This window comes from Acidobacteriota bacterium, assembly GCA_016195325.1.
Classification (GTDB): Bacteria; Acidobacteriota; Polarisedimenticolia; order JACPZX01; family JACPZX01; genus JACPZX01.
In genome coordinates this window covers 1-25,396 of record JACPZX010000076.1, presented here as the reverse complement: position 1 = coordinate 25,396, position 25,396 = coordinate 1, and the positions used below count along the sequence as shown (strand labels likewise).

At 69.8% G+C, this 25,396-nt stretch carries 22 protein-coding genes and 2 tRNA genes; 12 read left to right on the top strand and 12 right to left on the bottom strand.

What is annotated here, in order from left to right:
- Positions 1–2: 2 nt before the first annotated feature.
- The 3 genes from HY049_14155 to HY049_14145 form a co-directional block, all read right to left on the bottom strand.
- Entirely contained in the window at positions 3–1,451 is a 1,449-nt protein-coding gene (locus HY049_14155) for a TolC family protein (GenBank protein MBI3450043.1), read from the bottom strand.
- Between the two features lie 232 nt (positions 1,452–1,683).
- Entirely contained in the window at positions 1,684–3,309 is a 1,626-nt protein-coding gene (locus HY049_14150; GenBank protein MBI3450042.1) for an alkaline phosphatase family protein, read from the bottom strand.
- A gap of 45 nt (positions 3,310–3,354) precedes the next feature.
- Positions 3,355–4,236 (bottom strand): FtsX-like permease family protein, encoded by an 882-nt coding sequence (locus tag HY049_14145; protein MBI3450041.1) that lies wholly within the window; start codon positions 4,234–4,236, stop codon positions 3,355–3,357.
- A gap of 401 nt (positions 4,237–4,637) precedes the next feature.
- Here HY049_14145 and HY049_14140 point away from each other — a divergent pair, with 401 nt between their 5' ends.
- Both HY049_14140 and HY049_14135 read left to right on the top strand, forming a co-directional pair.
- The gene (locus HY049_14140) at positions 4,638–4,883 is read left to right on the top strand and encodes a hypothetical protein (protein ID MBI3450040.1); all 246 of its coding nucleotides are present in this window, start codon (positions 4,638–4,640) and stop codon (positions 4,881–4,883) included.
- A gap of 222 nt (positions 4,884–5,105) precedes the next feature.
- Entirely contained in the window at positions 5,106–5,249 is a 144-nt protein-coding gene (locus HY049_14135) for a hypothetical protein (protein MBI3450039.1), read from the top strand.
- A gap of 621 nt (positions 5,250–5,870) precedes the next feature.
- Here the strand turns inward: HY049_14135 and HY049_14130 are convergent.
- Positions 5,871–6,206 (bottom strand): PadR family transcriptional regulator, encoded by a 336-nt coding sequence (locus tag HY049_14130; protein ID MBI3450038.1) that lies wholly within the window; start codon positions 6,204–6,206, stop codon positions 5,871–5,873.
- Positions 6,203–6,790, bottom strand: a complete 588-nt coding sequence (locus HY049_14125; protein MBI3450037.1) for a cytochrome P460 family protein — start codon at positions 6,788–6,790, stop codon at positions 6,203–6,205. The genes HY049_14130 and HY049_14125 overlap by 4 nt, the downstream gene beginning before the upstream one ends.
- 256 nt (positions 6,791–7,046) lie before the next feature.
- Between HY049_14125 and HY049_14120 the strand changes: the two genes are divergently transcribed.
- The gene (locus HY049_14120; GenBank protein MBI3450036.1) at positions 7,047–8,195 is read left to right on the top strand and encodes a DUF3524 domain-containing protein; all 1,149 of its coding nucleotides are present in this window, start codon (positions 7,047–7,049) and stop codon (positions 8,193–8,195) included.
- Here HY049_14120 and HY049_14115 read toward each other — a convergent pair.
- Positions 8,182–8,925 carry a CDP-diacylglycerol diphosphatase gene (locus HY049_14115; GenBank protein ID MBI3450035.1) on the bottom strand — a complete coding sequence of 248 codons (744 nt, stop codon included), beginning with the start codon at positions 8,923–8,925 and terminating at the stop codon, positions 8,182–8,184. The two genes, HY049_14120 and HY049_14115, sit on opposite strands and share 14 nt — an antisense overlap.
- 196 nt (positions 8,926–9,121) lie before the next feature.
- Here HY049_14115 and HY049_14110 point away from each other — a divergent pair, with 196 nt between their 5' ends.
- Entirely contained in the window at positions 9,122–11,230 is a 2,109-nt protein-coding gene (locus HY049_14110; protein MBI3450034.1) for a S9 family peptidase, read from the top strand.
- Between the two features lie 12 nt (positions 11,231–11,242).
- On the opposite strand, the gene HY049_14105 is transcribed toward HY049_14110, so the two are convergent.
- From HY049_14105 to HY049_14095, 3 genes are read right to left on the bottom strand one after another with little or no spacing between them, the layout of a single operon-like run.
- Positions 11,243–13,192, bottom strand: coding sequence for an ABC-F family ATP-binding cassette domain-containing protein (locus tag HY049_14105; protein ID MBI3450033.1), 1,950 nt, complete (start codon positions 13,190–13,192; stop codon positions 11,243–11,245).
- Between the two features lie 37 nt (positions 13,193–13,229).
- Complete coding sequence (locus HY049_14100; protein MBI3450032.1) at positions 13,230–13,859, bottom strand: polyisoprenoid-binding protein; 630 nt, start codon at positions 13,857–13,859, stop codon at positions 13,230–13,232.
- Between the two features lie 52 nt (positions 13,860–13,911).
- Positions 13,912–16,437 (bottom strand): response regulator, encoded by a 2,526-nt coding sequence (locus HY049_14095; GenBank protein MBI3450031.1) that lies wholly within the window; start codon positions 16,435–16,437, stop codon positions 13,912–13,914.
- Positions 16,438–16,668: 231 nt separating this feature from the next.
- Between HY049_14095 and HY049_14090 the strand changes: the two genes are divergently transcribed.
- Positions 16,669–16,860, top strand: coding sequence for a hypothetical protein (locus tag HY049_14090; protein ID MBI3450030.1), 192 nt, complete (start codon positions 16,669–16,671; stop codon positions 16,858–16,860).
- 97 nt (positions 16,861–16,957) lie between these two features.
- Here HY049_14090 and HY049_14085 read toward each other — a convergent pair whose 3' ends face one another.
- Positions 16,958–17,845, bottom strand: coding sequence for a CHAD domain-containing protein (locus HY049_14085; GenBank protein MBI3450029.1), 888 nt, complete (start codon positions 17,843–17,845; stop codon positions 16,958–16,960).
- Between the two features lie 170 nt (positions 17,846–18,015).
- Between HY049_14085 and HY049_14080 the strand changes: the two genes are divergently transcribed.
- The 3 genes from HY049_14080 to ppk1 are packed head-to-tail and all read left to right on the top strand — an operon-like array spanning position 18,016 to position 23,289.
- A complete protein-coding gene (locus tag HY049_14080; GenBank protein ID MBI3450028.1) occupies positions 18,016–19,608 on the top strand; it encodes a Ppx/GppA family phosphatase in 1,593 nt (530 codons plus the stop codon).
- Positions 19,601–21,157, top strand: a complete 1,557-nt coding sequence (locus tag HY049_14075; GenBank protein ID MBI3450027.1) for an HD domain-containing protein — start codon at positions 19,601–19,603, stop codon at positions 21,155–21,157. Before HY049_14080 ends, HY049_14075 begins: the two co-directional genes overlap by 8 nt.
- Entirely contained in the window at positions 21,154–23,289 is a 2,136-nt protein-coding gene (gene ppk1, locus HY049_14070) for a polyphosphate kinase 1 (protein MBI3450026.1), read from the top strand. The genes HY049_14075 and ppk1 overlap by 4 nt, the downstream gene beginning before the upstream one ends.
- Before the next feature lie 11 nt (positions 23,290–23,300).
- Here the strand turns inward: ppk1 and HY049_14065 are convergent.
- Positions 23,301–23,376: transfer RNA gene (locus HY049_14065), tRNA-Asp, on the bottom strand.
- Positions 23,377–23,456: 80 nt separating this feature from the next.
- On the opposite strand from HY049_14065, the gene HY049_14060 reads away from it, so the two are divergent.
- Positions 23,457–24,179, top strand: coding sequence for a class I SAM-dependent methyltransferase (locus HY049_14060; GenBank protein ID MBI3450025.1), 723 nt, complete (start codon positions 23,457–23,459; stop codon positions 24,177–24,179).
- A gap of 13 nt (positions 24,180–24,192) precedes the next feature.
- On the opposite strand, the gene HY049_14055 is transcribed toward HY049_14060, so the two are convergent.
- Positions 24,193–24,267: transfer RNA gene (locus tag HY049_14055), tRNA-Val, on the bottom strand.
- A gap of 173 nt (positions 24,268–24,440) precedes the next feature.
- Between HY049_14055 and HY049_14050 the strand changes: the two genes are divergently transcribed.
- From HY049_14050 to HY049_14040, 3 genes are all read left to right on the top strand, one after another.
- Positions 24,441–24,752, top strand: a complete 312-nt coding sequence (locus HY049_14050; GenBank protein ID MBI3450024.1) for a type II toxin-antitoxin system HicB family antitoxin — start codon at positions 24,441–24,443, stop codon at positions 24,750–24,752.
- Complete coding sequence (locus tag HY049_14045) at positions 24,740–24,973, top strand: type II toxin-antitoxin system HicA family toxin (GenBank protein MBI3450023.1); 234 nt, start codon at positions 24,740–24,742, stop codon at positions 24,971–24,973. Before HY049_14050 ends, HY049_14045 begins: the two co-directional genes overlap by 13 nt.
- 34 nt (positions 24,974–25,007) lie before the next feature.
- Positions 25,008–25,396 (top strand): serine/threonine protein kinase (locus HY049_14040; protein MBI3450022.1); only part of this gene is annotated, 389 nt, incomplete at its 3' end.

Genomic DNA, 25,396 nt, shown 5'->3' with positions numbered 1-25,396 from the left:
CGTCATCCCCCTCGCTGGTTTTCCCGGGTGTCCGTTGCCGCCGAGCGGGCCACGTCGGATTTGCGGGCTACCCCGGCGTCGAGGCCGAGCACGCGGCGCAGCTCGTTGCGGACGGTGAAGTACTCGAACCGGAGGTCCATCAGGTTCAAGATCAGGGTGGTGTGGTTGCGGCGCACGAGGAGGAGATCGGTCATGCCGACCTCCCCCTGATCGAACGCCTGCAGCGTCGTGTCGAGAATTCCGGACGAGCGCGGCAGGGCGTCGGTCTGGAGGGTGCTCACCGTGCTCTCGAGAAAGCTCTTCCGGCGGAGGAGCCCGGAGAGATCCGCGCGCGCCGAGGTGAGCGTCGTGTCGCGGATCGCCTCGATCTCGGCGGCGTGGGCCGCCGCGCGGGCGGCGTCGTGCTGCCCGCGATCGAAGAGCGGGAGCGCCACCGTCACGCCGACGGCGAAGGTGTTCGGCTGATCCCCCGAGATCGTCAGGTTGTCGTGCGTGTAGCCGATGCCGATGGCCGGATCGGGAATCCTCCGGCGCCGGGCGAGGACGAGGTCCATCCTCGCGGCCTCCCTCTCGCTCTCGAGCGACTTCACGTCGGGGCGCTGCGCGAGCGCCGATTCCTCGTCCACCGGCGGCTCGGGAAGGGCGACCGCGCTCCCGAGCTCCGCGATCTCCATGCCGGCGTCGTCCACGGCGCACTCGGCGAAGAGCACCGCGCGGCACGCGTCCAGGGAGGCGCGGTATTCCGCCGCGCTCCGCGCGAAATCCGACTCGAGCGTCGTCGTGTCGAGAAGGAGGCGATCGTAGTCGTTCCCGCTGACCTCGCCGTGATCGAGGCGCGCCTTCTCGAGATCGAGAACGCGCCTCGCCGAGGCGAGCGTCTCCTCGAGGGTCGTCTGGCGCTCGCGGAGATAGAGCGCCCGACCGAGCGCCAGGCGCGCATCGGCGGCCTTCTGGCCGAGGAGGTCGAGGTACGTCTCGACGGTCGCCCCGAGCATGTCGTTCGCCGAGGCGATGCGCGGGCCGCGCTTTCCGATCTCGGCCGTCTCGCTCAGCGTGTACGAGGTGATCGACGTGTCGTGGAACCCGAGGCCGGGCGGGTTGCTCTTTCCGGCGTTGATGTCGCTCAGGTTGAAGCCGAGCACCGGATTCGGGAAGAGGCGGCTCGCGCGGTATCCCGCGCGCGCCTCGTCGACGCGCGACGACGCCGCGGCCACGTCGCGGCTGTGGTCGCGAAGCCAGGTGAGGAGCCGGCCAGGATCCTTCAGCAGTTCGGCGACGGGAGCCCGTCCGCCTGCCGGATCGCCGGGCGTGGTCGCGGCGGGAGCTTCGGTGCCGCTTCCGGCGTGGACCTCGGGGAGTGAGGCGCACCAGGCCGGCTCCAGGGTCGAGAACATGAGGGCGAGGGAGATCGGGAGGAGCCACCTGCCGACGCAGATCCGACGGCATCGCACTCTTCTTGCCTGGGCGACCAAGCGCCGACCTCCCCGGTCAGGACAGTAATAAAGGATGAGTGGAACTGTCCCTAAGCGAGGTGGATGCCAGCGACGGGCACGGGGCTAAGTGATTGGAATGGAAGCCCTCATCGCCATGGCGTTCCGTCGGGGGCGGCGCGGGCTGAAGAATCCTTGCAGATCCGGCCAGTGTGCTGAGCAGAGAAGTTGAACTGCCGCCTCCCTCAGTGCGTCACCGCTTCGCGGCCGGCTCGATCAGCGCATGGCCATCGAGATCCGCAGGCGCCTGGATGCCGGCGAGCTTCGCGAGAGTCGGGGCGACGTCGACCGTGCGGGCGGCGGCGCCCGACGATCCGGCCGCCACGCCGGCGCCCATGAAAACGAGGGGGACGTGGCGGTCGACCTCGTACGGCGAGCCGTGAATCGCGCGATCGAGATCGATGATCGTCCGCTCCGTGAGGCGGACAGCGACGCCGGCCTCGCCGATCGGCGACGTCCCGCTCGAGAAATCGAAGAGCGGGAGGCGCGGGACGCGGTCCGCGCTGCACGAGTGCCGCCAGAGTGCGACGAAGGGGTCGACCGCGGGACCCGATCCGAGCAACTGCGCCGGCGTGTAGGCGTCGGCGACGAAGTCGCGCTTCTTCAGCGTCGCCACGACGCGGGCGGCGATCTCCTCCCGGCTCCCCTTCGATCCGGAGATCGTCTCGCGCACGTCCTTGAGAGCGGCGCCGATCTCCGCTTCGCTCAGCCGGCGGCCGGGCTTCCCGGTCTCGGCGAGCGACTCCGGGATGTCGAGCATCCCGTGATCGGCGGAGAGGGCGACGACCCAGCGGTCCACGCCGACCTTCGCGTCGAGCGCCTCGAAGAGCTCTCCGAGCGCACGGTCGAGCCTCAGGAGATTGTCGAGATGCTCCTGGCTCCCCGGCCCGAACGAGTGACCGATGTCGTCCACCTGCGAGACGACGATGCCGAGGTAGTCGGTCGCGCCCCGCTGTCCGAGCCGGCGCGCGTCCACGGCCTCGGCCGCGAGCTTCAGCGTCGCTCCGTCGACGCCGGGAGTCGCCCCGAAGTAGCCGGCGAGCGCCGCGCGATCGGCCGGCGGATCCTTGGGATCGCGATGTCTGAAATTGTGCGGGAAGGCGACGTGGGTGCCGTCGTTCTCGTACGGCGCGTCGTCGCGACGGGCGAGGGCGCGCGCGGCGACGGGGGCGGTGTTCTCCCACGTGTCGGCGACGTCCATGAGCTTCGGGAGCCTGTCCGAGTTGAAGCGATCGACCCAGTCGGCGAGGTCGCTCCGGTAGTACGTCGACGTCACGTAGCGGCCGGTGTCGTGCGAGTACCAGTAGACGTCCCCCTTCGGGCGGCCGGCCTGGAGCAGCGACGAGAAGCGTCCGGTGCCGACCGCGACGAAGCGCGCAGCGGGGTCGGCGGCCACCCACTCCGCCAGCGTCGTGGCGAGGAACTTCCTGGGCGAGGCGCCGTCGCCGTTCGGATCGCCGACGATCTTCTCGGCGGGATCCCGCACGGCGTCGGTGAACCGCCACGCGGCGCCGTCCCGCTCGTAGAAAGCCGCGTCCACGATGCCGTGACGCGACGGGTTCATCCCCGTCGCCAGCGTCACGTGGCCGGGATGGGAGACGCTGACCGCGTGGTCCACCATCGCGTCCGTGAAATTCATCCCCTGTGACTTCAGCCTGCGGAATCCGCCGGTGTAGAAGGGGGCATACCGGTCGAAGACGTCGGCGCCGAGCCCGTCGACGGCGATGAGGACGACGAGCGCCGGGCGGCCGGGGGCTGGGGCCGCGTGGGACGGGATCGAGAGGCCGAGCAGCGCGAGCGAGAGAATCAGTCGTCGCATGCCGCTCCCATTACGCGCCGGCCGCGACGCGGTTTCAAGCGCCGCTCAGTCGCTCCGGAGCGCCAGCATCGGCTCGATCCCGGCGGCGCGGCGCGCGGGCTGCCAGCACGCGAGCGCTGCGGCGGCGACGAGGGCGAGGACGACGCCCGCGAACGTGATCGGATCGGTCGGGGCGACGTCGAACAGGAACCTCGCGATCAGCTTGGTCAGCGCGAGCGCCCCCGTGACGCCCGTGGCGAGACCGACGAGAACGGGCATGAGCCCCTGGCGAAGGACCATCCGGATCACCGTGGCGCGATCGGCGCCGAGGGCCATGCGGACGCCGATCTCCTGGGTGCGCTGGCTGACGGAGTACGAGACGACGCCGACGATGCCCGCGGTGGTGATGACGAGGGCGAGGAGGGCGAAGAGGCCGATCAGCGTCGCCGTGAGGCGGGGCGAGGCGAGGGTGTCGGACTTCAGCTGCTCGAGGGTGCTGACGCGGCCGACCGGCTGCTTCTCGTCGAGGCGGTGGATCATCCCCCGGATCGGGCCCGCGAGAGCCCAGGGGTCGCCGGCGGTCCGCACGAGGAGCGTCCCCCCGCGCGCCGCCTGCAGGAAGGGGATGTAGACCTGCTCGGTCGACTCCTTGTCGAGCGTGAACTGCTTCACGTTCCCGACGACGCCGACGATGGTCCGCCAGTCGTCGCCGCCGTTCAGGGAGATCCGGCGGCCGATCGGTTCCCCCCCCTGGATGTGGTGCCGCGCCATGACGTCGTTGACGAGGACCACTTTCGGGGCCGATTCATCGTCCGTGTCGATGAACGTCCGGCCCCGGAGAAGCGGAGTGCCGATGGTCTTGAAGAAGTCCCGGCTCACGACCTCGAAGTCGACCTGGGGCTTCGGCGCGTCCGGAGCGACGGCCTGACCCTCGACGACGAGGGCCACGTTGTACGGCTGCGACTCGTCGAGCGGCACCGACTGCGTGATCGCGACCGACATCACGCCGGGCCGGGCGGCCACCTCCTCGACGAGCGGCCGGAAGAAACCAAGCCGCGATTTCGTGTCCTTGTACTTGCTCCAGTTGAGGGGGACGTTGACGGCGAGCACGTTCCGGGGGTCGAAGCCCGGATCGACGCGCTCGAGGCGCATGAAGCTCCGGACCATCAGGCCCGCGCCGGTCAGGAGGATGAACGAGATGGCGACCTGCGAGACGATGAGGGCGTTGCGCGTGCCGAACGAAAGCCTCGCGCCGCCGCCGGCGCGACCGCCGCTGTTGATCGCCGTCGCGAGCGCGGGACGGCTCGCGAGCGCGGGGACCAGCCCGAAGAGGAGGCCCGTCACCGAGGATGGCGCTCTCCGTCAGGAGCTGGCGGATCAGGCGCGCGCGCCCGGCGCCGAGCGCCATCCGCAGCGACAGCTCCCGCTCGCGCCCCGACGCCCGGGCGAGCATGAGGTTCGCCACGTTGGCGCACACCAGGAGGAGCACGAAGGCGGTCGTCCCGAAGAGGATGAGGATCGTGGGCCGGGCCCTCTCGACCAGCTCCTCTTTCAGGTTCCCTGCCTTCGCCGACATGCCGTCCGACGCGGGATAATCCTTGGGGTAGGCCGCCGCAAGCTGCGAGGCGATCAGCGAGACATCGGATTGGGCCTCCTCGACCGTCGCTCCCGGCTTGAGGCGCCCGAAGACATTCAGCATCCGGGCCTGGCGGTTGTCGATTGTGTGTTGATTCGATCGGAACGGGCACGCGGAGCTGGGCATGTAGACATCGTTCTCGTTCGGATACTGCGGAAATGCAGGGAGGACGCCGATCACCGTGTGGGGCCTGTCGTTCATTTCGAAGGTCTGGCCGACGATCGCCGGGTCGCCGCCGAACGCCTTCTGGAAGTATTCGTGGCTGAGCACGAGCACCGGCTCCGCGCCGGCCGTGTCGTCCGAGTCGATGAAGGTGCGGCCGTGAAGGGGGCGCACCCCCAGCACCTCGAAGAAGTTGGCCGAGACGACGCCGGTCTGCACGCGCTGCGCCTCCCCGCGTCCGAACAGGTTGAAGCTCATCGAGTGGTACTCGACGACCTGATCGAGCGTGCGGCTCTGCGCCCGGTAATCGGCGATCTCCTTGGGGGAGAAGCCGACGTCCTCGGACTGGATTCCCTTCGCCGGCTGGCTGAGCACGACGATGTGATCTCCGTTCGCGTAGGGGAGCGAGCGGAGGAGGACGCCGTTGATGACGCTGAACATCGCCGTGTTCGCTCCGATGCCGAGGGCGAGCGTGAGCAGCACGACGGCGGCGAACCCCGGAGTCTTGCGGAGGTTGCGGAGTGCGAAGCGGACGTCCTGGAAGAGCGTGTCGAGGAAGCGCACGCCCCAGGAGTCCCGGACCTCCTCCTTCACCTGATCCACGCCGCCGAATCGCCTCAACGCCGCCTCCCGGGCCTCCTTCGGCCCCATGCCTCTCTTCTCGTTCTCGCTCATCTCCATCTCGAGGTGGAAGCGGATCTCGCGATCCAACTCCCCCTCGCGCTCACGGCGATGCGCGATCGATCGAAGCGCTCCCAGAATCCGGTTCCACATGGCGAATCCCCTACACAACGCTCAGGACGCGCCCGATCGCCTCGGCCATCCGGCGCCAGTTCTCCGTCTCCTCGACGAGGCGCCTCCGGCCGGACGCTGTGATCCTGTAGAACTTCGCCTGCCGGTTGGCGTCGGTGCTCCCCCACTCGGCGTCGATCCAGCCGGCCCCCTCGAGACGATGGAGCGCCGGGTAGAGCGAGCCCTGGTTCACGCGGAGGACGTCCCGGGAGACCTGCTGGATTCGCTGGGAGATCCCCCAGCCGTGCATCGGCTGGAGGGCCACCGTCCGCAGGATGAGGAGATCGAGCGTTCCCTGCAGCAGGTCCGGACGCGAGGCGGTGCTCATGGATTCGGCGCTCCCTGATCGAACGTGACGGTATCGAACCCCGGTCTGAGCGTGCGGCGCGCCGACGCGATCGGAAGGAGAGTCGGGTAGAACTGCACGAAGGTCTCCTCGACCGCGCCGTGCTCGCCGTGGCAGCCGTAGCAGGCCGCCGAGCGTGGCAGCGCCGGTGCGGGGGGAGGGGATCCCCCGGCGGCTTCGAACGCGAAGAAGGCCCACCCGCCCGGGAAGCGCGCGTCCTTCACGTGGGTTTCGACGTCCATCAGCTTCCGCTGAAATCTTCCCCCTTCGTTGATCGACCCGTGCGTCTGCGAGGCGCGGACCTCCAGGGCGAAGATCGTCCCGTCGGGCCAGCGCCCCAATCTCGAGAACTCTCGGTAGGCCTCGGGGTTCACGAAGACGTTGTCGAACGAGGGCTCATGGGACGGCGCCTCCCCCGGCTTCCGGTACGTCATGCCGAGCCCCGAGCTGAGGTAGATCCACTCGCGGTAGTTCGCGGGGAAGACGAGGGCGTTCGCGGAGGTGAACGTCGCGCCGGCGGAAGGGGGCCCGGCCCTGCCGCCCACCGGAAGAGCGAACGCGATCATCCCGGCCGCCGTCGCGAGGGCCAGAGCCATCCACCCCCGAAATCGCCCAACGTTCGCCATCGCGCCGATTCCCCATGCCGTCATGCCGGATCGACCCAGTTGTCGACGGTCGAGAGGAGCAAGGCACGTGCCCGGCGATCGAGGCCTCCCGAGGCGGGATCCCGCGCCGGACGGCGATTTGTGGTGTCCGATTCCGGGCAGGGCGTGTCCGGTCCCGGTCCGCGCGGCGACCCGGCCTTCGCGCTACTCTCGTCGCGTGAGCGAGCGGGCGCGCGTCCTCTATCTCGATCCCTACCACACCGCCTCCCACCGGGCGCTCGCCGAGGCCCTGCGCGATCGGTCGCGCCACGACGTCACGCTCCTGTCCCTTCCGCCGCGCAAGTGGAAATGGCGGATGCGCGGCGCCGCTCTCGCCTTCGAGCCCCAGGTCCGCGCCCTCGCGGGCCCCCCGGCCGGCGTGCTCGTCACGACCGATTTCCTGAACCTTCCCGAGTTCCTGGCTCTCACGCGCGATCATTTCCCGAGTCCCCTCGGCGCCATCGTCTTCTTCCACGAGAACCAGCTGACGTACCCGACGCCTTCCTCCGACCTGCGCGACATCCATTTCGGCCTCGCGAACCTCTACACGGCGCTCGCCGCCGACCGGGTCGTGTTCAACAGCGAGTTCCACCGCGACAGCTTCGTCGCCGGGGCCGAGGAGCTGGTGCGCCTCATGCCCGACTTCCGTCCCGAGCGCATCGCTCCCCGTCTTCTCGATCGCGCGTCGGTCCTCGGACTGCCGCTCGATCTCGCCGCGATGGACGCCGCGCGACGGCCGGAGAGGCAGCCGTGGATTCTCTGGAACCACCGCTGGGAGGAGGACCGCGCGCCCGGAGAGTTCTTCACGGCGATGGAGACGCTCGCCGCGCGCGCGCGCCGGGGCGAGGCCCCCGATTTCCGCCTGGTGGTCGTCGGGCAGACATACCGGACCAAGCCGGCGATCTTCGACGCCGCGCGCGGGAGGCTGGCGCAGCGGATCGAGCGGTGGGGGTTCGTCGAATCGCGGCGGGAGTACCTGGAGCTCGTCTCGCGCTGCGCGGTGGTGGTTTCGACGTCGCGGCACGAGTTCTTCGGCGTGAGCGTGATGGAGGCGATCCACCTCGGATGCCTGCCGATCCTCCCGCGCCGTCTCGCCTACCCCGCGCTGGCGGGGGGAGACGACCGCGTCCTCTACGACGACCCGGCGGAGATCCCCGATCGGGCGGCGGCTCTCCTGTCGATCGCCGTCGGCCCGCGCGAGGAGGCGGAGACGCGGCTCGCGCCCATGCGGGAGAGGATCCGCGCGCACGATCTGCCGGGCGTCGTCTCGACGTGGGATCGGTGGATCGCGGAGCTGGCGTCAACGGGCTCGATCAGCGCTTCCTGACGGGCCGCGAGCACTCGGGGAGGCGCGAGTACGCGTCGGTGAGCCCGGCGTTGGCGACGTGCAGGTGCCACGCCGCACCGCTCCTGTGGACCACGATGCCGTACGACGCGAGACCGCTTTCAGCCGCGAGACCGTCGGCCTTCGTCCAGACGGCCGCCAGATCCGGGATGTCGATCTTCGGCGTCGCTTCGAGCGCCGTCCGCTTCGAGAGGTCGAGCGGGAGGACGTGGATGTGGAGCTGGTTCTGCGTCCGGTGCTCCGGGGGATTGACGATCAACACCGCGTCCTGATCCCCGAGGCCGGCCGCCTCCGCGACGGCCCACGCGAACTTCCAGATCGACGCCGGGCGGTCGGGATCCTCGACCCCCGTGATCGCCCCCGTGGGGATCACGAGCCCGTGGATCACCTGGGGACAGGCGCACGCGGTGTTGTCGCGGATCGCGACGTAGTGCGCCGTTCCGGTCCAGAGCTCGGTCGTCGACTCGCAGGTCGAAGTCGCCGGGCAGTACCCCGAGCGCGGGTAGGGGCAGGCATCGCAGTACTCCGCGGCCGACGTGTCGAGGCACTTGCGGGTGATGAGGTAGAGGACGCAGTCGGGGTCCGACTCGCGGCCGGAGCATTTCCCGGAGCCGGCCCACGTCGACGTCGTCACCGTGACGAACAAGGAGGCGCCGAGGGCGGCGAGCCACGCGGCGGTCCGAACCGTTGAGCGTTCGCTGATTCCTTGCATGACGTGCTCCGGTTCACCCAGGAACCCTTCGCGGGCCACGAGATTCCGGTTGAAATATCGGCCTTTCGTGGCGCCGCCGCAAGCCGGCCGCGGTAAGAATGTGTCGCGTTCGGTGCGCGCCGGGGCGGGGAAGCCCCACGGGCGGGGTGGTAGACTCGCCCCGCTCGCTCCGCCATCAGCCCATCCGGAGGATTCCATGCCGACGCGCCCCGTCCTGTCCCTGTCGACTCGCGCAGCGGCCGCGGGTCTGGCCGCTTCACTTTCGCTCGCCCTCGCCCCCCCCGCAGCGGCCGAGACCCACCCCTTCTCCGTGCGCGACATGGTGGCGATGGAGCGCCTGGGCGACCCGAAGCCTTCGCCGGACGGAAGGTGGGCCGTCTACACGAAGAGAGTCTGGGACGAGGCCGCCAACAAGAACTCGACCAGTTTGTGGCTCGCCGCTCTCGACGGCTCATCGGTGCGGCACCTGACGAGCGCGCCGCACGTGACGGACTCCTCGCCGACATGGTCCCCGGACTCGCGCTCCATCGCCTTCACCTCGACGCGCGGCGGCTCTTCGCAGATCTGGTCGATCGCCATCGATGGCGGCGAGGCGACGCCGATCGCGGCGCTGCCGGTCGATGTCGACAATCTGGCCTGGTCACCCGACGGGAGCCGCATCGCCTTCACGGCCGACGTCTACCCCGACTGCCCCGATCTCGCCTGCACCGCGAAGCGCGACGACGAGAAGGCGGCGAGCCCCGTGAAGGCCCGGACCTTCACCCATTTGATGATCCGGCACTGGGACACATGGTTCGACGGCAAGCGCGGGCACATCTTCACGCTGCCGCTGAGACCCCTGATGCCTCCGGCGGCGGCCGGCGCGCCGGTCGATCTCCTCCAGGGCCTCGACTTCGACGCACCCACGAAGCCGTTCGGCGGAGCGGAGGAGTTCGCGTGGTCCCCCGACGGGAAGGAGATCGCGTTCACCTCGAACATGTCGTCGAATCCGGGGTGGAGCACCGACTCCAACATCTACACCGTGGCGGCGACGGGCGGCCCCCTCACGTGCGTGACGAAGGAGAACGCCGCCACCGACACTGCCCCGGCCTACGCCCCGGACGGATCGTCGATCGCGTACCTCGCCATGCAGCGCCCCGGTTACGAGGCCGACCGCCAGCGCGTCGTCCTCTACGACCGTCGTGACGGAAAGCGGCGCGTGCTCACCGAGGGGTGGGACCGCTCCGCGGGATCGCTCGCCTGGGCTCCGGGGGGGAAGGCTCTCCTCGTCACCGCCACCGACACCGCGCGGCAGCGCGTCTTCTCGATCGACCCGGCCACGTCGAAGATCACCACGATCGTGGCGGATCACTACAACTCGGGGGTCGCCCCGGTGATGGCCTCGGGCGGGCCCGGCGCCGGCCGCATCGTCTTCGCCCAGGATTCGCTGACGTCCCCGGCCGAGATCTTCACCGCCCGGCTCGACGGGACGGATCTCAGGCGTCTCACGCACGCCAACGACGACCGGCTCGCTTCGGCCCGCCTCTCCGCCGGCGAGGAGTTCTGGTTCGCCGGAGCGGGCGGCACGAAGGTGCACGGCTGGATCTTCCGGCCCGTCGACTTCAAGGAAGGCTCGAAGTACCCGCTCGCGTTCCTCATTCACGGCGGGCCGCAGGGATCGTGGGAGGACCACTTTCACTACCGGTGGAACCCCGAGGCGTACGCGGGCGCCGGCTACGCGACCGTGGCGATCGATCCGCGCGGCTCGACGGGGTACGGCCAGGCCTTCACCGACGGGATCAACGGCGACTGGGGGGGCAAGCCCTACGACGACCTGATGAAGGGGCTCGACCACGTCCTGGCGAGCTACGCGTGGGTGGACGGGACGCGCATGGGAGCGGCGGGGGCCTCCTACGGCGGCTACATGGTCAACTGGATCGCCGGCCACACGGACAGGTTCAAGTGCCTCGTGAGCCATGACGGCGCGATGGACGAGTACGCCTCGTACTATGCGACCGAGGAGCTGTGGTTCCCCGAGTGGGAGTACATGGGCACGCCGTACGAGCACCCGGAGCTCTACGAGAAATGGTCGCCGGACCGGTACGTCTCGAACTGGAAGACGCCGATGCTGGTCGTCCACAGCGCGAAGGACTACAGGCTCCCCGAGACCGAGGGTTTCTCCGCCTTCACCGCGCTGCAGCGGCGCGGGATCCCCTCGATGTTCCTCTACTTCCCCGACGAGAACCACTGGGTGCTGAAGGCGAAGAACAGCATCCTCTGGCACGAGACGGTGATCGGCTGGCTCGACAGGTGGCTGAAAGGCTGAGCCTGCGCGCGCTCAGATCTCCGCGTCGTGCAGCGCCGCGGAGGCCGTCTCCCAGCGGCGCATGAGATCGGGGAGCGCCGCCTCGAGCGCCTTCTGCTCCCGCCCGAGCCCCTCGGCCACCCCCTCGCTCCGATAGGTCGCCGGGTCCGAGAGAATCGACGCGATCTCCTTCAGCCGCTTCTCGTGCGAGGCGATCGACTCCTCGATCGACGCCACGTCCCGGCGGAGGGTGCGGAGCGCACGGTTGCGCTCGTTGCGCGACTCGGCGGTGACGCGGCGCTCGTCGCGGCGCCGGCCCGGCGCCGCGCCCGCGCCCCCCGCCCCCGACGCCTCGCGGGCCCGATCCGCGCGCGCCGACGCCTCGGCGGCGTAGACGTCGTAGTCCCCTTCGACGGTCCACACCCTGCCGGCGTCGAAGGCGGCCACGCGGCTGGCCACGCGGTTGATGAAGTAGCGATCGTGCGACACGAAGAGAACCGTCCCCTCGTAGTCGTTGATCGCCTCCTCGAGCGCCTCGCGGGAGGCGAAGTCGAGGTGGTTCGTCGGCTCGTCGAGGACCAGGAGATGGCCGGGGTCGAGCGTGAGGCGCGCGAGCGCGAGGCGGCTCTTCTCCCCCCCCGACAGCGATTCCACCTTCTTGAAGACGTCGTCGCCCGAGAACTGGAAGATGCCGAGGAGCGAGCGCAGATCCCCCGTCTTGCGCGAGGGGGCCGTCTCCTGGAGCTCCTCGAGCACCGTGCGGCCGGGGGTCAGCGTCTCGACGACGTGCTGCGCGAAGAACCGGGTGACGACGCCGTCGCCGAGGCGGATCTCGCCGTCGTCGGCCAGACCCATCCCCGCGATGATCTTCAAGAGCGTCGACTTCCCGCATCCGTTCGGCCCGACGACCGCGACGCGATCCCCGCGCTCGAGCACGAGGCCGACGCCGTCGAGAACGCGGCGCGGCCCGTACGACTTGACGACGTTCTCGGCGCGGAGGACGAACCTCGGCGCCGGCGTGAGACGGGGGAAGCGGAACCCCCACGTGATTTCGTCGGCCGGGACCTCCGTGCGCTCGGCCTTCTCCAGCATCTTGATCCGCGACTGGGCCTGGCGCGCCTTCGTCGCCTTGTACCGGAAGCGATCGATGAACCGCCGCACCTCGGCCTCGCGCTTCTTCTCCCTCCCGGCCGCCGCCTCGGCGCGATCGCGCTGCGCCTCCTTCTCGGCGCGGTAGGCGTCGTACCCGCCGCGGTACGTGCGGATCTTCCCGCGCTCCAGCTCGGCGATCGACTCGACGACGCGGTTGAGGAAGAGGCGGTCGTGCGAGACGACGACCACGGCCGACGTGAGACGCGAGAGGTACGACTCGAGCCACGCGACGCCGTCGAGGTCCAGGTGGTTCGTCGGCTCGTCGAGGAGGAGGTAATCGGGGCGCCTCAGGAGGAGCGAGCCGAGGAGCGCTCGCATCCGGTACCCCCCCGAGAACTCGGCGAGCGGGCGCGCGGCGTCGGCCGGATCGAAGCCGAGGCCGGTGAGGATGATCTTCGCCTCGGCCTCGAGGTTGAAGCCGCCGAGGGCCTCGAACCGATGCTGGACGTCGCCGAGCCGCGCGGTGAGCGCGTCGAGATCGCCCCCGTCCTCCGCCATCCGCTCGTGGAGGCGCACCATCTCCGCCTCCATCGCCGCGATCTCGGTGAACGGGGAGAGGATGGCCTCGAGCAGCGTCCCCTCCTCGCGCGGTGGCGCGGCGAGGCCGCGCGTCCCTTCCTGCGGGAGGTAGGCGATGGTGGAGCCGCCCGGGCGATCGACGCGCCCCGCGTCGGGCTCCTCGAGCCCCGCGAGGATGCGCACGAGCGTCGTCTTGCCGGCTCCGTTGGCGCCGACCAGCCCCCATCGCGATCGCGGGGGGAGCCCCAGGTCCACGCCTTCGAAGACGTCGAACGCGCCGTAGGCCTTCGTCAGGCCGCTCGCCCTCAGCATCGGAGATCCGAAGCCCGCGCGCCCTGGCTGCCTTCGATCAGCGTCCCGACTTCGCGCCGGCCTTCGCCGGAGCCGCGGCGCCCTGGCGCACCGCCTCGACGTTCAGATCGATCTCGACGCTCTCGCCGACGAGGAGGCCGCCGCTGTCGAGGACCTTGTTCCACGTCATCCCGAAGTCCTTCCGGTTGATGACCCCCTTCGCCTCGAAGGCCGCCCGGTAGCCCCCCCAGGGATCCGCGGCGAAGCCGAGGATCTCGACGTCGAGCTCGACCGGCCTCGTCACGCCGTGGAGCGTGAGGTTCCCCTTCACGGCGGCGTGCGTCGCTCCGGTCGGCACGACGGAGGTGCTCTCGAACGCCATCTTCGGAAACTTCTCGACGTCGAAGAACTCGGCGGACCGGACCGACTCGTCGCGGCCGGAGTTGTCGGTGTTGATCGACGCCGGGTCGATCTCCACGGCGATCTTCGCGGTGGCGAGATCCTTCGGATCGACGGCGATCGTCCCGGAGTACTTCATGAAGCGGCCCGGCACCTTCGAGAGCATGTGCTGGACCTTGAAGCCGACGCTCGAGTGCCCGGGGTCGATCCTGTAGTTCTCGACGTCGGCGACGGCGGATCCGGAGGCGAGGACGAGGGAGAGGACGAGCGCGGAGGCGTGAGTTCTCATGGGGACCGATCCTAGCAGGCGCGGAAGAAGCGTGCCTGCCGGGTGTGGCGCTTCAGCGGGCCGGGACGCTCTCGCGGCACCCGTCGAGGACGGGCGTCGTCCGGGCGACCGCTTCCTCGAGAGCGGCGAGAGCCCGCGACGCCTCGGCCATCCGGTCCTCGCGCGCGATCAGCTCGAGATCCGCCGCCGCCTGGCGGATGGCGTGCGCGGCGATCTGGCTCGCGGATCCCTTGAGCCCGTGCGCCGACTTCCGGAGCCCGTCGCGATCGAGCGACGTGGCCGACTCGCGGATCTCGGCGAGCCGCGCGGGGCACTCCTGGAGAAAGATGCCGATCAGCTCGACGAGGAGATCCCGTTCCCCTTCGAGCTGACGGAGCGCGTCCTCGGGGCAAAAGGCCGGCACGAGCGGTGCGGCCGCGGGGGCCTCGCGCTCCGGAAGCCATCGGTTCAGCGAGGCGAACAGATCGTCGGGGACCACGGGCTTGGTCAGGTAGTCGTCCATCCCGGCTGCGAGGCAGCGCTCCCTGTCCCCGGGAAGCGCGTTGGCGGTCAGCGCGATGATTGGGATCCGCTCCACGCGCGGCACTCCGTCCTCCGCTGTCTCCACGGCAGGCTCGATCTCCCCCAGCAGGATCTGCCTCTCCCGCTCGCGGATCGCACCGGTCGCCTCGAAGCCGTCCATCTGCGGCATCTGGCAGTCCATGAGGACGACGTCGTACGTGGACTTCTGAATCGCTTCGACGGCCAGCGCGCCGTTCGCGGCGACGTCGCAGAGACACCCCGCCTTCTCGAGCAGCCGGACCATGACCTTCTGGTTCACGAGGTTGTCCTCGGCGAGGAGGATGCGGCGGCCGGCCGCGCGGGTGCGCCCCTCGGCGACCATGGCCGGGGTGACGCGGGCGGCCGAAGGGGATTGCGAGGACCCGACGCTGCGATCTTTCACGAGCTGCCTCCAGAGTTGCGACGGCTTCACCGGGCGCGTGATCCAGCCGTCGAGACCGGACTTCACGAGCGCGTCGGCCGCCCCGGCGCGCGACCAGGGGAATATCGCGACGACGCGCGCCGTCGCGTGAACCGGATCGGAGCGAAGCGCCCCCATCATGGCGGAGGCGTCCATCGCGGGGGGATCGTCCTCGACGAGAACGTCCTGGAACGGAGCGCCCGACGCGCGAGCGGCCGTGAGGGCCGCGGCGAGCGAGGCGCCGTCGCCGGCCCCCTCCGCCGCGCATCCCCACGCCGTGAGCTGGGCGACGATCGTCCCGCGCGCTCCCTCGGCGGCGCAGGCGACGAGCACCTTCCGCCCCTGGAGCGACGGGGACTCGGGCCGCCCGGCGGCCGCACCCTCCGCGATGTCGAGCCCCGCGGTGAACCAGAAGGTGGAGCCCTCCCCCTCCTCGCTCTCGACGCCGACGTCGCCGCTCATGAGGCCGGTGAGCTGCTTCGCGATCGCGAGGCCGAGCCCGGTCCCGCCGAACCGCCGCGTCGTCGACGCGTCGACCTGGGTGAACGATCGGAAGAGGAGCGGGAGCCGCTCGCGCGGGATCCCGAGGCCGGTGTCCTCGACCTCGCACCGGATGACGACGTGCCGTTCCGTCCGCGACTGGAGGACCATCCTCATCGAGATGCCGCCCGAGTGCGTGAATTTCACGGCGTTGCCGACGTAGTTCCTGAGGATCTGCCGCAGCCGGCCGGGATCGCCGAGCACCGTCGAGGGGATCATGGGATCGACGAAGCATCCGAGGTGGAGCCCCTTCGCCTCCGCCGCCTGGGCGAAGAGGTCGGCCACCTCCTCGACCGCCTCGCGCAGGTCCACGTCGATGCGCTCGAGCGTCATGCGCCCCGCCTCGATCTTCGAGAAGTCGAGGATGTCGTTGATGAGGGTGAGGAGCGCGTCCCCCGACTGGCGGATCACCTCGGCGTACTCGCGCTGCTCGCCGGTCAGCTCGGTGCCGAGGAGGAGCCCGGTCATGCCGATGACGCCGTTCATCGGCGTGCGGATCTCATGGCTCATCGTCGCGAGAAACGAGCTCTTGGCCCGCGTCGCCTCCAGGGCGACGTCGCGCGCCTCGGCCAGCTCCGCCGCCTGGCGCGTGAGCTGGGCCGCCTGCGCCTCGAACCGGTCACGATGGTCGGCGATCTCGTCGACGTACCGGCGCAGCGCGTCCTCGGCCTCGCGCGCCTCCGTCACGTCCTTGAGGGTGCCTGAGGCGCCGCAGACGGCGCCGGCGTCGTCGAGGATCGGACGGGCGGCCAGCTCGAGCCACCGGAATCCCCCGGTGCCCGAGAAGAATCGATACGCGCGCCGCCACCCCGCGGCCTGCCAGTCGGCGAGAGAGCGCCCGAGGCCGGGGGCGCCGCGCTCGTCGGGGTGGATGAACTCGCGGAAATTCCGTCCGAGGCTCTCCTCGATCTCGAACCCCGTCATCTCCTTCCACGCGGGGTTGAGAAACGTCCAGGCCCCCTGCCCGTCGACCCGGAACATGATGTCCGGCGCGCTCTCGACGAGCGTGCGGTAGAAGTCGGCACACCGGTCGGGGGATTCGGCGCCTCCCGGGGACGACGGGCTTACGTTGGACATGAACCTCACTGGTGGCGAGGGGCCGATGCATGCGGACCGCGTCGCGGGGGCGCACGCCACCCCCGCCGTGCAGCCCGGTGGCCGTTCAGCGGGTGAATCGGATCCCTCAGGCGGGAACTTGAGCCGATGGACGATTTTCGTTGACTTGAGCCGCAACCCCGGTAGGCTTACGCCACACTGTCAACCGCCCGACGCCTGGAGGGCGTGGGCGAAACCTCTGGAGGGAGACACATGAAGAAGCGAAACGCCTGGATTCTGGCTCTCGTCGCGGCTGGTTTCGTCGCGATCGCCGCCATGGCCGCGATGGTCACACCCGCCGCTGCCGTGGACAACCCTTGCGACCCGACGCCGGGCGTCCTCAAGGCGTGCAAGGACGCGCACGGCAGGTTCAGCGGGTCGTGCTGCTGCTGCATCACGCACTGACGCGATCCGGAAAGACCCGATAGCTCGGACTCCACCCGCGATCACGGTGCGCCTCACCCCGCCGCGATCGCGGGGTCGCCCCTTCCAGGCGAGGTCGTCACGAAACGGCGGTACCCCGGGCCTCCTCGAGACGCAGAGCCCGCCTGATCACGTCGGCAGGCACAGCGCTCAGGAAGTCCCGGTGACGCGCCCGCGCCATCAGGAGGAACGCGCGCCGGGCGCGCGCCGCGGCGGCGGCAAGCTGCGGGCGGCCGGCCTTCGTCGCCGACGCCTCCTGCGATTCGAGCCAGACCCCCAGGACGTGCGCGTCGTGAACGAGGCCGAGCTGATCCTGGAGGGCCTTGAGCTCCTTCGGCGACTCGGCGGGATCATCGCCGATCGACGCGCCGACCTCCGTGAGATACCTCATGAGGCGGATCCGCCGACGGAGCCGATGGAGATCGACCGGCTCGAACCGGGCGCCCAGGGACTGAATCTCCTGAATGACCTCCGGCCCCTCCCGCTCCCGATCGATCCCGAGGCGCTCGCGGACGACGACGAGCGGCGCCCCCCCGCGAATGAGGACCTCGCGCAGGTCGCGGCGGAGCGCCGCGATGTCGAGATCGAGGAGGCTCCCGCCGATCCGGACCCGGCTTCGGGCCCGCGCGGCTTTCAGCCGCTTCAGCAGCAACGCCTCGTCGGGACGGCGGGGAGCTTTCGACAGCCGGCGCTCGAAGAGCGCCACCGAGACGTCGAGGTCGCGGCTGCGCCCGGCGGCGCGCACGATCTCCTTCAGCGTCCGGATGGCCCGCCGCACTCTTCGCCCTTCAGGCTTCGGCGCCATCAAGGGCAGCGCCGCGCGCAGCCGGCGTCCCGAGACGCGGATCTCGTGGATGGGCTCCTCGTCCCCGGCGAGCGCCCGCGGGAGGTTCCGGTAGAGAACCTGCACGCGCGCCTCGAGGAGAGGCCTGATCCGGTCGCCGAAGGGGATGGCGGGTCGGGACACGGGGGACTCCGTCGATGTGAAGGGTCGAGTTGCGGGAACGCTACCACGAACGGAGCGGGGGGCTCAAGCCGGAGGCGCGCCCCGGCTTGCCGCGCCCCGCGGCCGCCTGTACTCTCCCGATGGGGATCCGTCCGCGTGAGGGCACGGCCGCCCCGGAGCGCCGCGCAGGAATGAAAATCGCCGCCATCGATCTCGGGAGCAACTCCTTCCATCTCATCGTCGCCGAGACGCGGGCGACCGGTGCGTTCCACGTCGTCGCCGGCGAGAAAGACATGGTCCGGCTCGGCGCGCGCACCCTCTCGCGCGGCCAGCTTCCCGCGGCGGCGATGCGGCGGGGGCTCGACGTCCTCCGCGCGTACAAGCGGCTCACCGTGACGCACGGGGTCGACAAGGTGATCGCGGTCGCGACGTCGGCGATCCGCGAGGCGGGAAACGGCGAGGATTACCTCGACAGGATCGGCCGGGAGACGGGACTCTGGCCCCGCGCGATCTCCGGCGAGCAGGAGGCGCGGCTGATCTACCTCTCCGCGCTCCACAGCATCCACCTCGAGGGGAAGAAGACCCTCCTCCTCGACATCGGCGGCGGCAGCGTGGAGCTGGCGCTCGGCTCTCTGACGCGCCCCGACATGGTCTTCTCGGAGAAGCTCGGCGTGCTGCGCCTCGGCGAGACGTACGTCACGACCGATCCTCTCTCGCCCCGCGACGAGCGGCGCATCGAGAAGCACGTCGAGGACGCGATCGCACCCCACGTCGCGAAGATCCGCCAGGCGGGTTTCGAATGCGTCGTCGGCACCTCGGGGACCATCCTCTCCCTCGGACAGCTCGCCCACGAGCACGAGGGAGGGGCGCGCACCGAGACGCTGCACCACCTGAGCGTGAGGGCGGACAGCGTGCACGCCGTGCGGCGGCGTCTCGTCGCGCTCGGCCTCAAGGAGCGGCTCAGGCTCCGGGGCCTCGATCCCGAAAGGGCGGACATCATCGTGCCGGGCGTCATCCTGCTCGACACCATCCTGAGGGCGGTGGGCGCCCGCGAGATCACGCTCTGCGAGTGGGGTCTTCGCGAGGGGGTGGTGCTCAACTACGTGACCCGGCATCCGAAGACGCTCGCGCGCGCCGAAGAGTACCCGGACGTCCGCCGCCGCAGCGTCGTCGAGCTCGCGGAGCGCTGCCTCTACGACGAGGCCCACTCGCGCCACGTCGCGGGGCTGGCCCTTTCGATCTTCGACGGGACGAAGAAGCGGCATCGCCTCGCCGAGCGCGAGCGGTCGATCCTCGAGTACGCCGCGCTCCTGCACGACGTCGGGCATCACATCTCGCACATCCGCCATCACCGCCACTCGTACTACCTGATCAAGAACGGCGATCTCCGCGGCTTCACCCCCGAGGAGATCGAGATCCTCGCGAACGTCGCCCGCTACCACCGCCGCGGGACCCCCCGGCGAAAGCACGTGGGCTTCGGATCGCTTCCCGCGCCGTCGCGGCGCATCGTCCGGATCCTCGCGGGCTTCCTGAAGCTCGCCGACGCCCTCGACCGGAGCCACCGCCAGACCGTGCGCTCCGTCACCGTGAAGCCGCGAAGGGGCGCGGTCCTGGTCGTCTGCCTGGCCACGGGGGACGTCGAGCTCGAGATGTGGGGGGCGCGGCGGCGCCTCGATCTGATCGCCGAGACGCTGGGCGTCCCGGTCAGGCTCGAGGACGCGAGAGCCCCCGCCGAGGCGGGCAACGTCCGGCGGTTCGCGCGCCGGGAGACCCGTCATGGGTGACGGGACCCCCCGGGTCGTCGCGGTGATCGACATGGGGGCGAGCTCGATCCGCCTCCTCGTCGCGGAGCTGGACCCCGGCGGGGCGATTCGAATCCTCGAGGACGCCTCGCGCGGCGTCCTGCTCGGGAAGGACACCTTCACCCACGGACGGATCGGCGCCGCCACGATCGAGGCGACGCTCAAGGCTCTCGACGGCTTCAAGCGGATCATGGACGGCTACGGCGTCACGTCGAGCCGCGCCGTCGGCACGAGCGCCGTCCGCGAGGCGAGCAACTGCGACTCGTTCCTCGATCGCGTGCGGCTCCGCACCGGGATCGACGTCGAGGTGATCAACGGGTCGGAGGAGATCCGCCTCACGTACATGGGAGTGCGCGAGGGGCTCAAGGGGCACGAGTCGCTGACCTCGGGGAACGCGCTCCTCGTCGCCGTCGGCGGCGGAAGCGCCGACATCTCCTTCCTCCGGAAGGGGGAGCCGATCCGCTCCGGAACGTACGCGCTCGGATCGATCCGCATGCGCCAGAGCGTCGCCGCGTGGCACGGAAGCCACGACCGGCGGACGCGCCTGCTGCGCCGCCACATCCACAACGTCGTCGACGACATCCGCCAGGAGATGCCGCTCGGCGAGGCGACGCATTTCATCGCCCTCGGCTCCGACGTCCGCTTCGCGGCCGCGCGCATCCTCGACGACCCCGGCACGGATCTCAAGATCCGATCCGTGGGACGCGAGGCCTTCCTCGCCTTCGCGGACCGCGCCATCGAGGAGGACGTCGAGAAGCTCGTCGAGAGCTACCACCTCTCCCTGGCCGACGCGGAGACGTTCGTGCCGGCCCTGCTGGCCTACCGGGAGATCCTCGCCGAGACGGCGGCGCAGAGCGTGACCGTCCCCGAGGCGTCGCTGCGGTACGGGCTTCTCCTCGACGTCGTCCGCGCCGAGGAGGGGCACGCCTTCGAGGAGCTTCGCCGGCAGGTCCTGGCGTCGGCGGCGGCGCTCGGCGAGAAGTACCACTACGACGCGCCGCACGCGCGCAACGTCGCGCACCTGGCGACGCGGCTCTTCGACGATCTCGCCGGCGAGCACGGCCTGTCCTCGCGCGACCGCCTCCTGATCGAGGTCGCCGGGCTGCTCCACGACATCGGGATCTTCGTCGGGCTCCGCGGCCACCACAAGCACGGCCAGTACATCCTCATGGCCTCGGAGATCTTCGGCCTGTCGCGCGACGACCTCGAGGTGGTCAGCAACGTCGCCCGATATCACCGGAGAGCTCTGCCGCAAAGAAGCCACCTCCCCTACATGGCGCTCGACCGCGGCACCCGGGTCACCGTGAACAAGCTCGCCGCCATCCTGAGGCTCGCCAATGCCCTCGATGCCGACCATCTGCAGAAAGTCCGGGACGTCCGTGCGATCATGGAGCACGATTCCTGTGTCATCGAAGTCGAAGGAGCGGGCGACCTGACGATGGAGCGACTGGCGTGCCAGTCGCGCGCCGATCTCTTCGTCGAGGTGTTCGGGCGGAAGCTCGCGTTCCGGGAGGCGTGGGTGCAGGCATGACGCCGACGGCGAAATCGAGAAAGAGGCACCCCGAGCTCTTCCTGAACCGCGAGCTGTCGTGGCTCGAGTTCAACTCCCGCGTCCTCGACGAGGCGCGCGACGCCGCGACCCCCCTCCTCGAGCGCCTGAAGTTCGCCGCGATCGTCGCGAGCAATCTCGACGAGTTCTTCATGGTGCGCGTCGCCCGGCTGAAGCAGGCGGTGGCCGACGAAGACACCGGCCCCGACGTCGCGGGACTCACGCCGGGACAGCAGCTCCTCCTGATCGCGGAGCAGTCGCACGCGATCGTCGACGCGCTCTACAAGAACCTGATGGAGGAGATCCTCCCGGCGCTCGCCCAGCGCGGGATCCGCCTCCTCGCCTTCGGGCAGCTCGAACCGCCCCAGAAGGAATTCGTGTCGCGCTGGTTCAGGGACGAGGTCCTGCCGGTCCTCACCCCCCTCGCCATCGACGCCTCGCGCCCCTTCCCGATGCTCGCGAACCTGTCGCTGAACCTCGCGCTGCTCCTCGCGCCGGCCGAGGGGGAGGAGCTCCCGAGGCTCGCCGTGGTTCAGGTTCCCTCGCGTCTCCCGAGGATGATCCGCCTCGCGGGCGGTGACGGGAACTCGTACGCGTGGATCGAGGAGATCATCTGCTCCGAGCTCCCGAGCCTCTTCCCCGGGCAGGCGATCCTCGAGTGGACCGCCTTCCGCGTCGCGCGCGACTCCGAGCTGGATCTCGACGACGAGGGCGGGCGCGACTACGTGAAGGCGATCGAAGAGGAGCTCCGCAAGAGGCGGCAGAGCCGCGTCGTGCGCCTCGAGGTCGAGTCGAAGGCCGGCGAGGTGTTGCTGGCGAGGCTCTCGGCGAGCTTCGGCGTCGAGCCCGCCGACGTCTACCGCGTGGCGGGCCCGCTCGACGTGAGAGGCCTCCTCCCCCTCGTCGATCTGCCCGCCCTCGAGGATCTGCGCGACGCGCCGCTCAAGCCCCTCCCCATCACCGAGGTCCAGGACCGCGATGACCTCTTCGCCGTCCTCGACGAGCGGGACATCGTCCTCCACCACCCGTACGAGTCGTTCGATCCGGTCGTCGCCTTCGTCTCGCGCGCAGCCGACGACCCCGACGTCCTCGCGATCAAGCAGACCCTCTACCGCACCAGCGGCGACTCGCCGGTCGTGCGCGCGCTCGCGCGCGCGGCGGAGCGCGGGAAGCAGGTGACGGTCCTGGTCGAGCTGATGGCCCGCTTCGACGAGCAGTCGAACATCCGCTGGGCGCGGAGCCTCGAGGAGGCGGGCGCGCACGTCATCTTCGGCATCCGCGGCTACAAGACGCACAGCAAAATCTGCCTCGTGGTGCGGCGCGGCCGGCAGGGGATCCGGCGCTACGTCCACCTCGGCACCGGGAACTACAACGACCGGACGGCGCGCCTCTACACCGACTTCGGCCTCATGACCGCCGACCGCGACATCGGCGAGGACGCCTCGGCCTTCTTCAACGCGCTCACCGGCTACTCCGACCCGCCGCGCATGAAGAAGCTCGCGATGGCGCCGACGAACCTCCGCGATCGGTTCCTCGATCTCATCCGCCGCGAGCAGCGGCGCGCCGAGTCGGGGCAGGCGGCGGAGATCCGCGCGAAGATGAACGCGCTCGTGGACGAGGACATCATCCGCGCCCTCTACGACGCGTCGAAGGCCGGCGTGCGCGTGCGGCTGAACGTGCGCGGGATCTGCTGTCTCCGCCCCGGCATGAAGGGGACGAGCGACTTGATCGACGTCGTGTCGGTCGTCGATCGCTTCCTCGAGCACGCGCGCGTCTTCTACTTCAGGAACGGCGGCGACGAGGAGATCTACCTCTCGAGCGCCGACTGGATGCCGCGGAACATGGACCGGCGCATCGAGCTGCTCTTCCCGGTCGATTCGGCGGAAGGGCGGGAAAAGGTCCTCGCGGCGCTCGACGCGATGTTCCAGGACAACGTGAAGGCGCGCTGGCTCCAGGCCGACGGCGTCTACAAGCGGCGCCGCGCCGGGAAGGGGGACGAGCCCTTCAGGGCGCAGATCCACATCTACCGGGAGGCGCAGAAGGCGCGAGACCGGGCGAAGTCGGCGTCAGGGCTGACGCTCGAGCCGTTGACGGCTCCCGAGGTGAAGGCTTGAAGGCTCTCAGGTGGCGGGGTCGACGGGATTTGAACCCGCGATCTCCGGCTTGACAGGCCGGCGTGATAACCCCTTCACTACAACCCCGCGCCCGAGACGTGCCAAGGAAGGCGGTATCCTAGCACAGCCCCTTTCGGGTGCCAATTTCCGACGAGGACGCTTCTGCCGTGACGCGCCGGATCCCTACCTTATTACTATGCAGCGCCGCCGCCCTCCTCTGGGCGGCCGCCTTCGCCCTGCCGGAGACGACCGACGTGAGCGCTCCGCACGATCCCAACCACCACTCGGACGACAACGACGACGCCACGATGCACCACCGCTTCGAGAACGCGGCGGAGTGGGTCGCGCGCTTCGATGACCCGGCCCGAGCGGCGTGGCAGAAGCCCGACGACGTCGTGAGGGCGCTGGGCCTCGCATCCGGCGGCGCCGTCGCGGACATCGGGGCGGGGACCGGGTACTTCAATCGGTTTCTTTCCGCGGCTGTCGGCGCCTCGGGTCGCGTTTACGCGATCGACGTCGAGCCTTCGATGGTCTCGCACATGAAGGAGCGCGCCGTGACGGAAAAGACGCCGAACGTCGTCGCGATTCTCGCGGAGCCATCGAATCCGGAGATCTCGGCCGGCGGCGTCGACGCCATTCTCGTCTGCGACACGTACCACCACATCGACAACCGGCTCGACTATTTCCAGCGCCTGAAGAAGTCGGTGCGCCCGGGCGGCCGCCTCGCTATCGTCGACTTCAAGCCCGGCGATCTCCCCGTCGGCCCGCCGGCCGAGCACAAGCTCGCGCCGGAGTTCGTGATCGCGGAGCTGACGAAGATCGGGTGGCGCCTCGCGAAGCAGCCGGACTTCCTGCCGTACCAGTACTTCCTGATCTTCACGGCGGAGTGACCCGGCGGCGCCTTGGTGGGCGGTGCTGGATTTGAACCAGCGACCCTCTGCGTGTAAGGCAGATGCTCTCCCGCTGAGCTAACCGCCCACGGCGCGGGCCGAACAACGCGGGATTCTATCCCCGTTTGGTGTAGCTTTTCGTCCGCCATGCCCCTCACCCCCGGACAACGGTTCGGGGAGTACCCGCGCCCCGCGTTCATTGCCGCCTCTGTGACCAAGCGGTATATTCCCGGGCATCAACCAAGAGAACGGAGGCGACCGATGGTCCGCAAAGTGACCTTCTATCTGAAGGGCACGATCCGACCGGAGGGGAACTGGTACGTCGCCGAGTGCATCGGTCTTCCTGTCGTGACACAGGGCAAGACGGACGGCGAAGCGATGGCGAACCTGCTGGAAGCCGCCCAGCTCTTCGTCGAGGATTGTCTTGCCCGCGGTACGCTCGAGCGCGTGCTCCTGAAATACCACTGGAAGCCCAGGTTGAACCCTCCCCGCGAGGTCCCCCGTGGCGAGTTTGCGTTTCCAGTTCCGCTCCCGCTGATCGTCAAGCGACACCTTGACGAATGCCGAATGTAGCGCCGCAATCGCGCGACAAGGTCGTGCGCGCGCTCACGCGAGCCTACGGTTGCAGGCTGGCGAGAGAAGGCGGTCGCCACAGTATTTACGTCAACGCGGGAATTCCCGAACCGATCGTGCTTCCGCGTCATCGCGAAATCACCGCGGGAGTCATCCGAAGCATTTGCAAGATTCTCGACGTGTCGGTCGAAGAGTTCCTGGAGACGCTGAGGCACTGCTGATCTGCCGCACCTTTTGATGTACGTTTCGTCCGCCATGCCCCTCACCCCCGGACAGCGCCTCGGTCCGTACGAGATCCTCGCCCCGCTCGGCGCGGGCGGCATGGGCGAGGTCTACCGCGCGCGCGACACGCGGCTCGATCGCGACGTCGCGGTGAAAGTTCTCCCCGCGCACCTCTCGGCGCACCCCGAGATCCGCGCGCGCTTCGAGCGCGAGGCGAAGGCGGTCTCGAGCCTCAACCATCCGCACATATGCACGCTCCACGACGTCGGCCGCCAGGAGGGCGTGGACTACATCGTCATGGAATGCCTCGAGGGGGAGACGCTCGCCGCGCGGCTCGAGCGCGGCCCGCTCCCCACCGAGGAGCTCCTGCGCGTCGCGATCCAGATCGCCGACGCGCTCGACAAGGCGCACCGGCATGGCGT

Bases quoted from the DNA above. Each gene is read 5' to 3' on its own strand.
- HY049_14150 (MBI3450042.1), bottom strand. From the start codon at position 3,309: ATGCGACGACTGATTCTCTCGCTCGCGCTGCTCGGCCTCTCGATCCCG.
- HY049_14140 (MBI3450040.1), top strand. From the start codon at position 4,638: ATGGCGCTCTCCGTCAGGAGCTGGCGGATCAGGCGCGCGCGCCCGGCG.
- HY049_14130 (MBI3450038.1), bottom strand. From the start codon at position 6,206: ATGAGCACCGCCTCGCGTCCGGACCTGCTGCAGGGAACGCTCGATCTC.
- HY049_14125 (MBI3450037.1), bottom strand. From the start codon at position 6,790: ATGATCGCGTTCGCTCTTCCGGTGGGCGGCAGGGCCGGGCCCCCTTCC.
- HY049_14115 (MBI3450035.1), bottom strand. From the start codon at position 8,925: ATGCAAGGAATCAGCGAACGCTCAACGGTTCGGACCGCCGCGTGGCTC.
- HY049_14110 (MBI3450034.1), top strand. From the start codon at position 9,122: ATGCCGACGCGCCCCGTCCTGTCCCTGTCGACTCGCGCAGCGGCCGCG.
- HY049_14105 (MBI3450033.1), bottom strand. From the start codon at position 13,192: ATGCTGAGGGCGAGCGGCCTGACGAAGGCCTACGGCGCGTTCGACGTC.
- HY049_14100 (MBI3450032.1), bottom strand. From the start codon at position 13,859: ATGAGAACTCACGCCTCCGCGCTCGTCCTCTCCCTCGTCCTCGCCTCC.
- HY049_14095 (MBI3450031.1), bottom strand. From the start codon at position 16,437: ATGTCCAACGTAAGCCCGTCGTCCCCGGGAGGCGCCGAATCCCCCGAC.
- HY049_14090 (MBI3450030.1), top strand. From the start codon at position 16,669: ATGAAGAAGCGAAACGCCTGGATTCTGGCTCTCGTCGCGGCTGGTTTC.
- HY049_14080 (MBI3450028.1), top strand. From the start codon at position 18,016: ATGAAAATCGCCGCCATCGATCTCGGGAGCAACTCCTTCCATCTCATC.
- HY049_14075 (MBI3450027.1), top strand. From the start codon at position 19,601: ATGGGTGACGGGACCCCCCGGGTCGTCGCGGTGATCGACATGGGGGCG.
- ppk1 (MBI3450026.1), top strand. From the start codon at position 21,154: ATGACGCCGACGGCGAAATCGAGAAAGAGGCACCCCGAGCTCTTCCTG.
- HY049_14050 (MBI3450024.1), top strand. From the start codon at position 24,441: ATGGTCCGCAAAGTGACCTTCTATCTGAAGGGCACGATCCGACCGGAG.
- HY049_14045 (MBI3450023.1), top strand. From the start codon at position 24,740: ATGCCGAATGTAGCGCCGCAATCGCGCGACAAGGTCGTGCGCGCGCTC.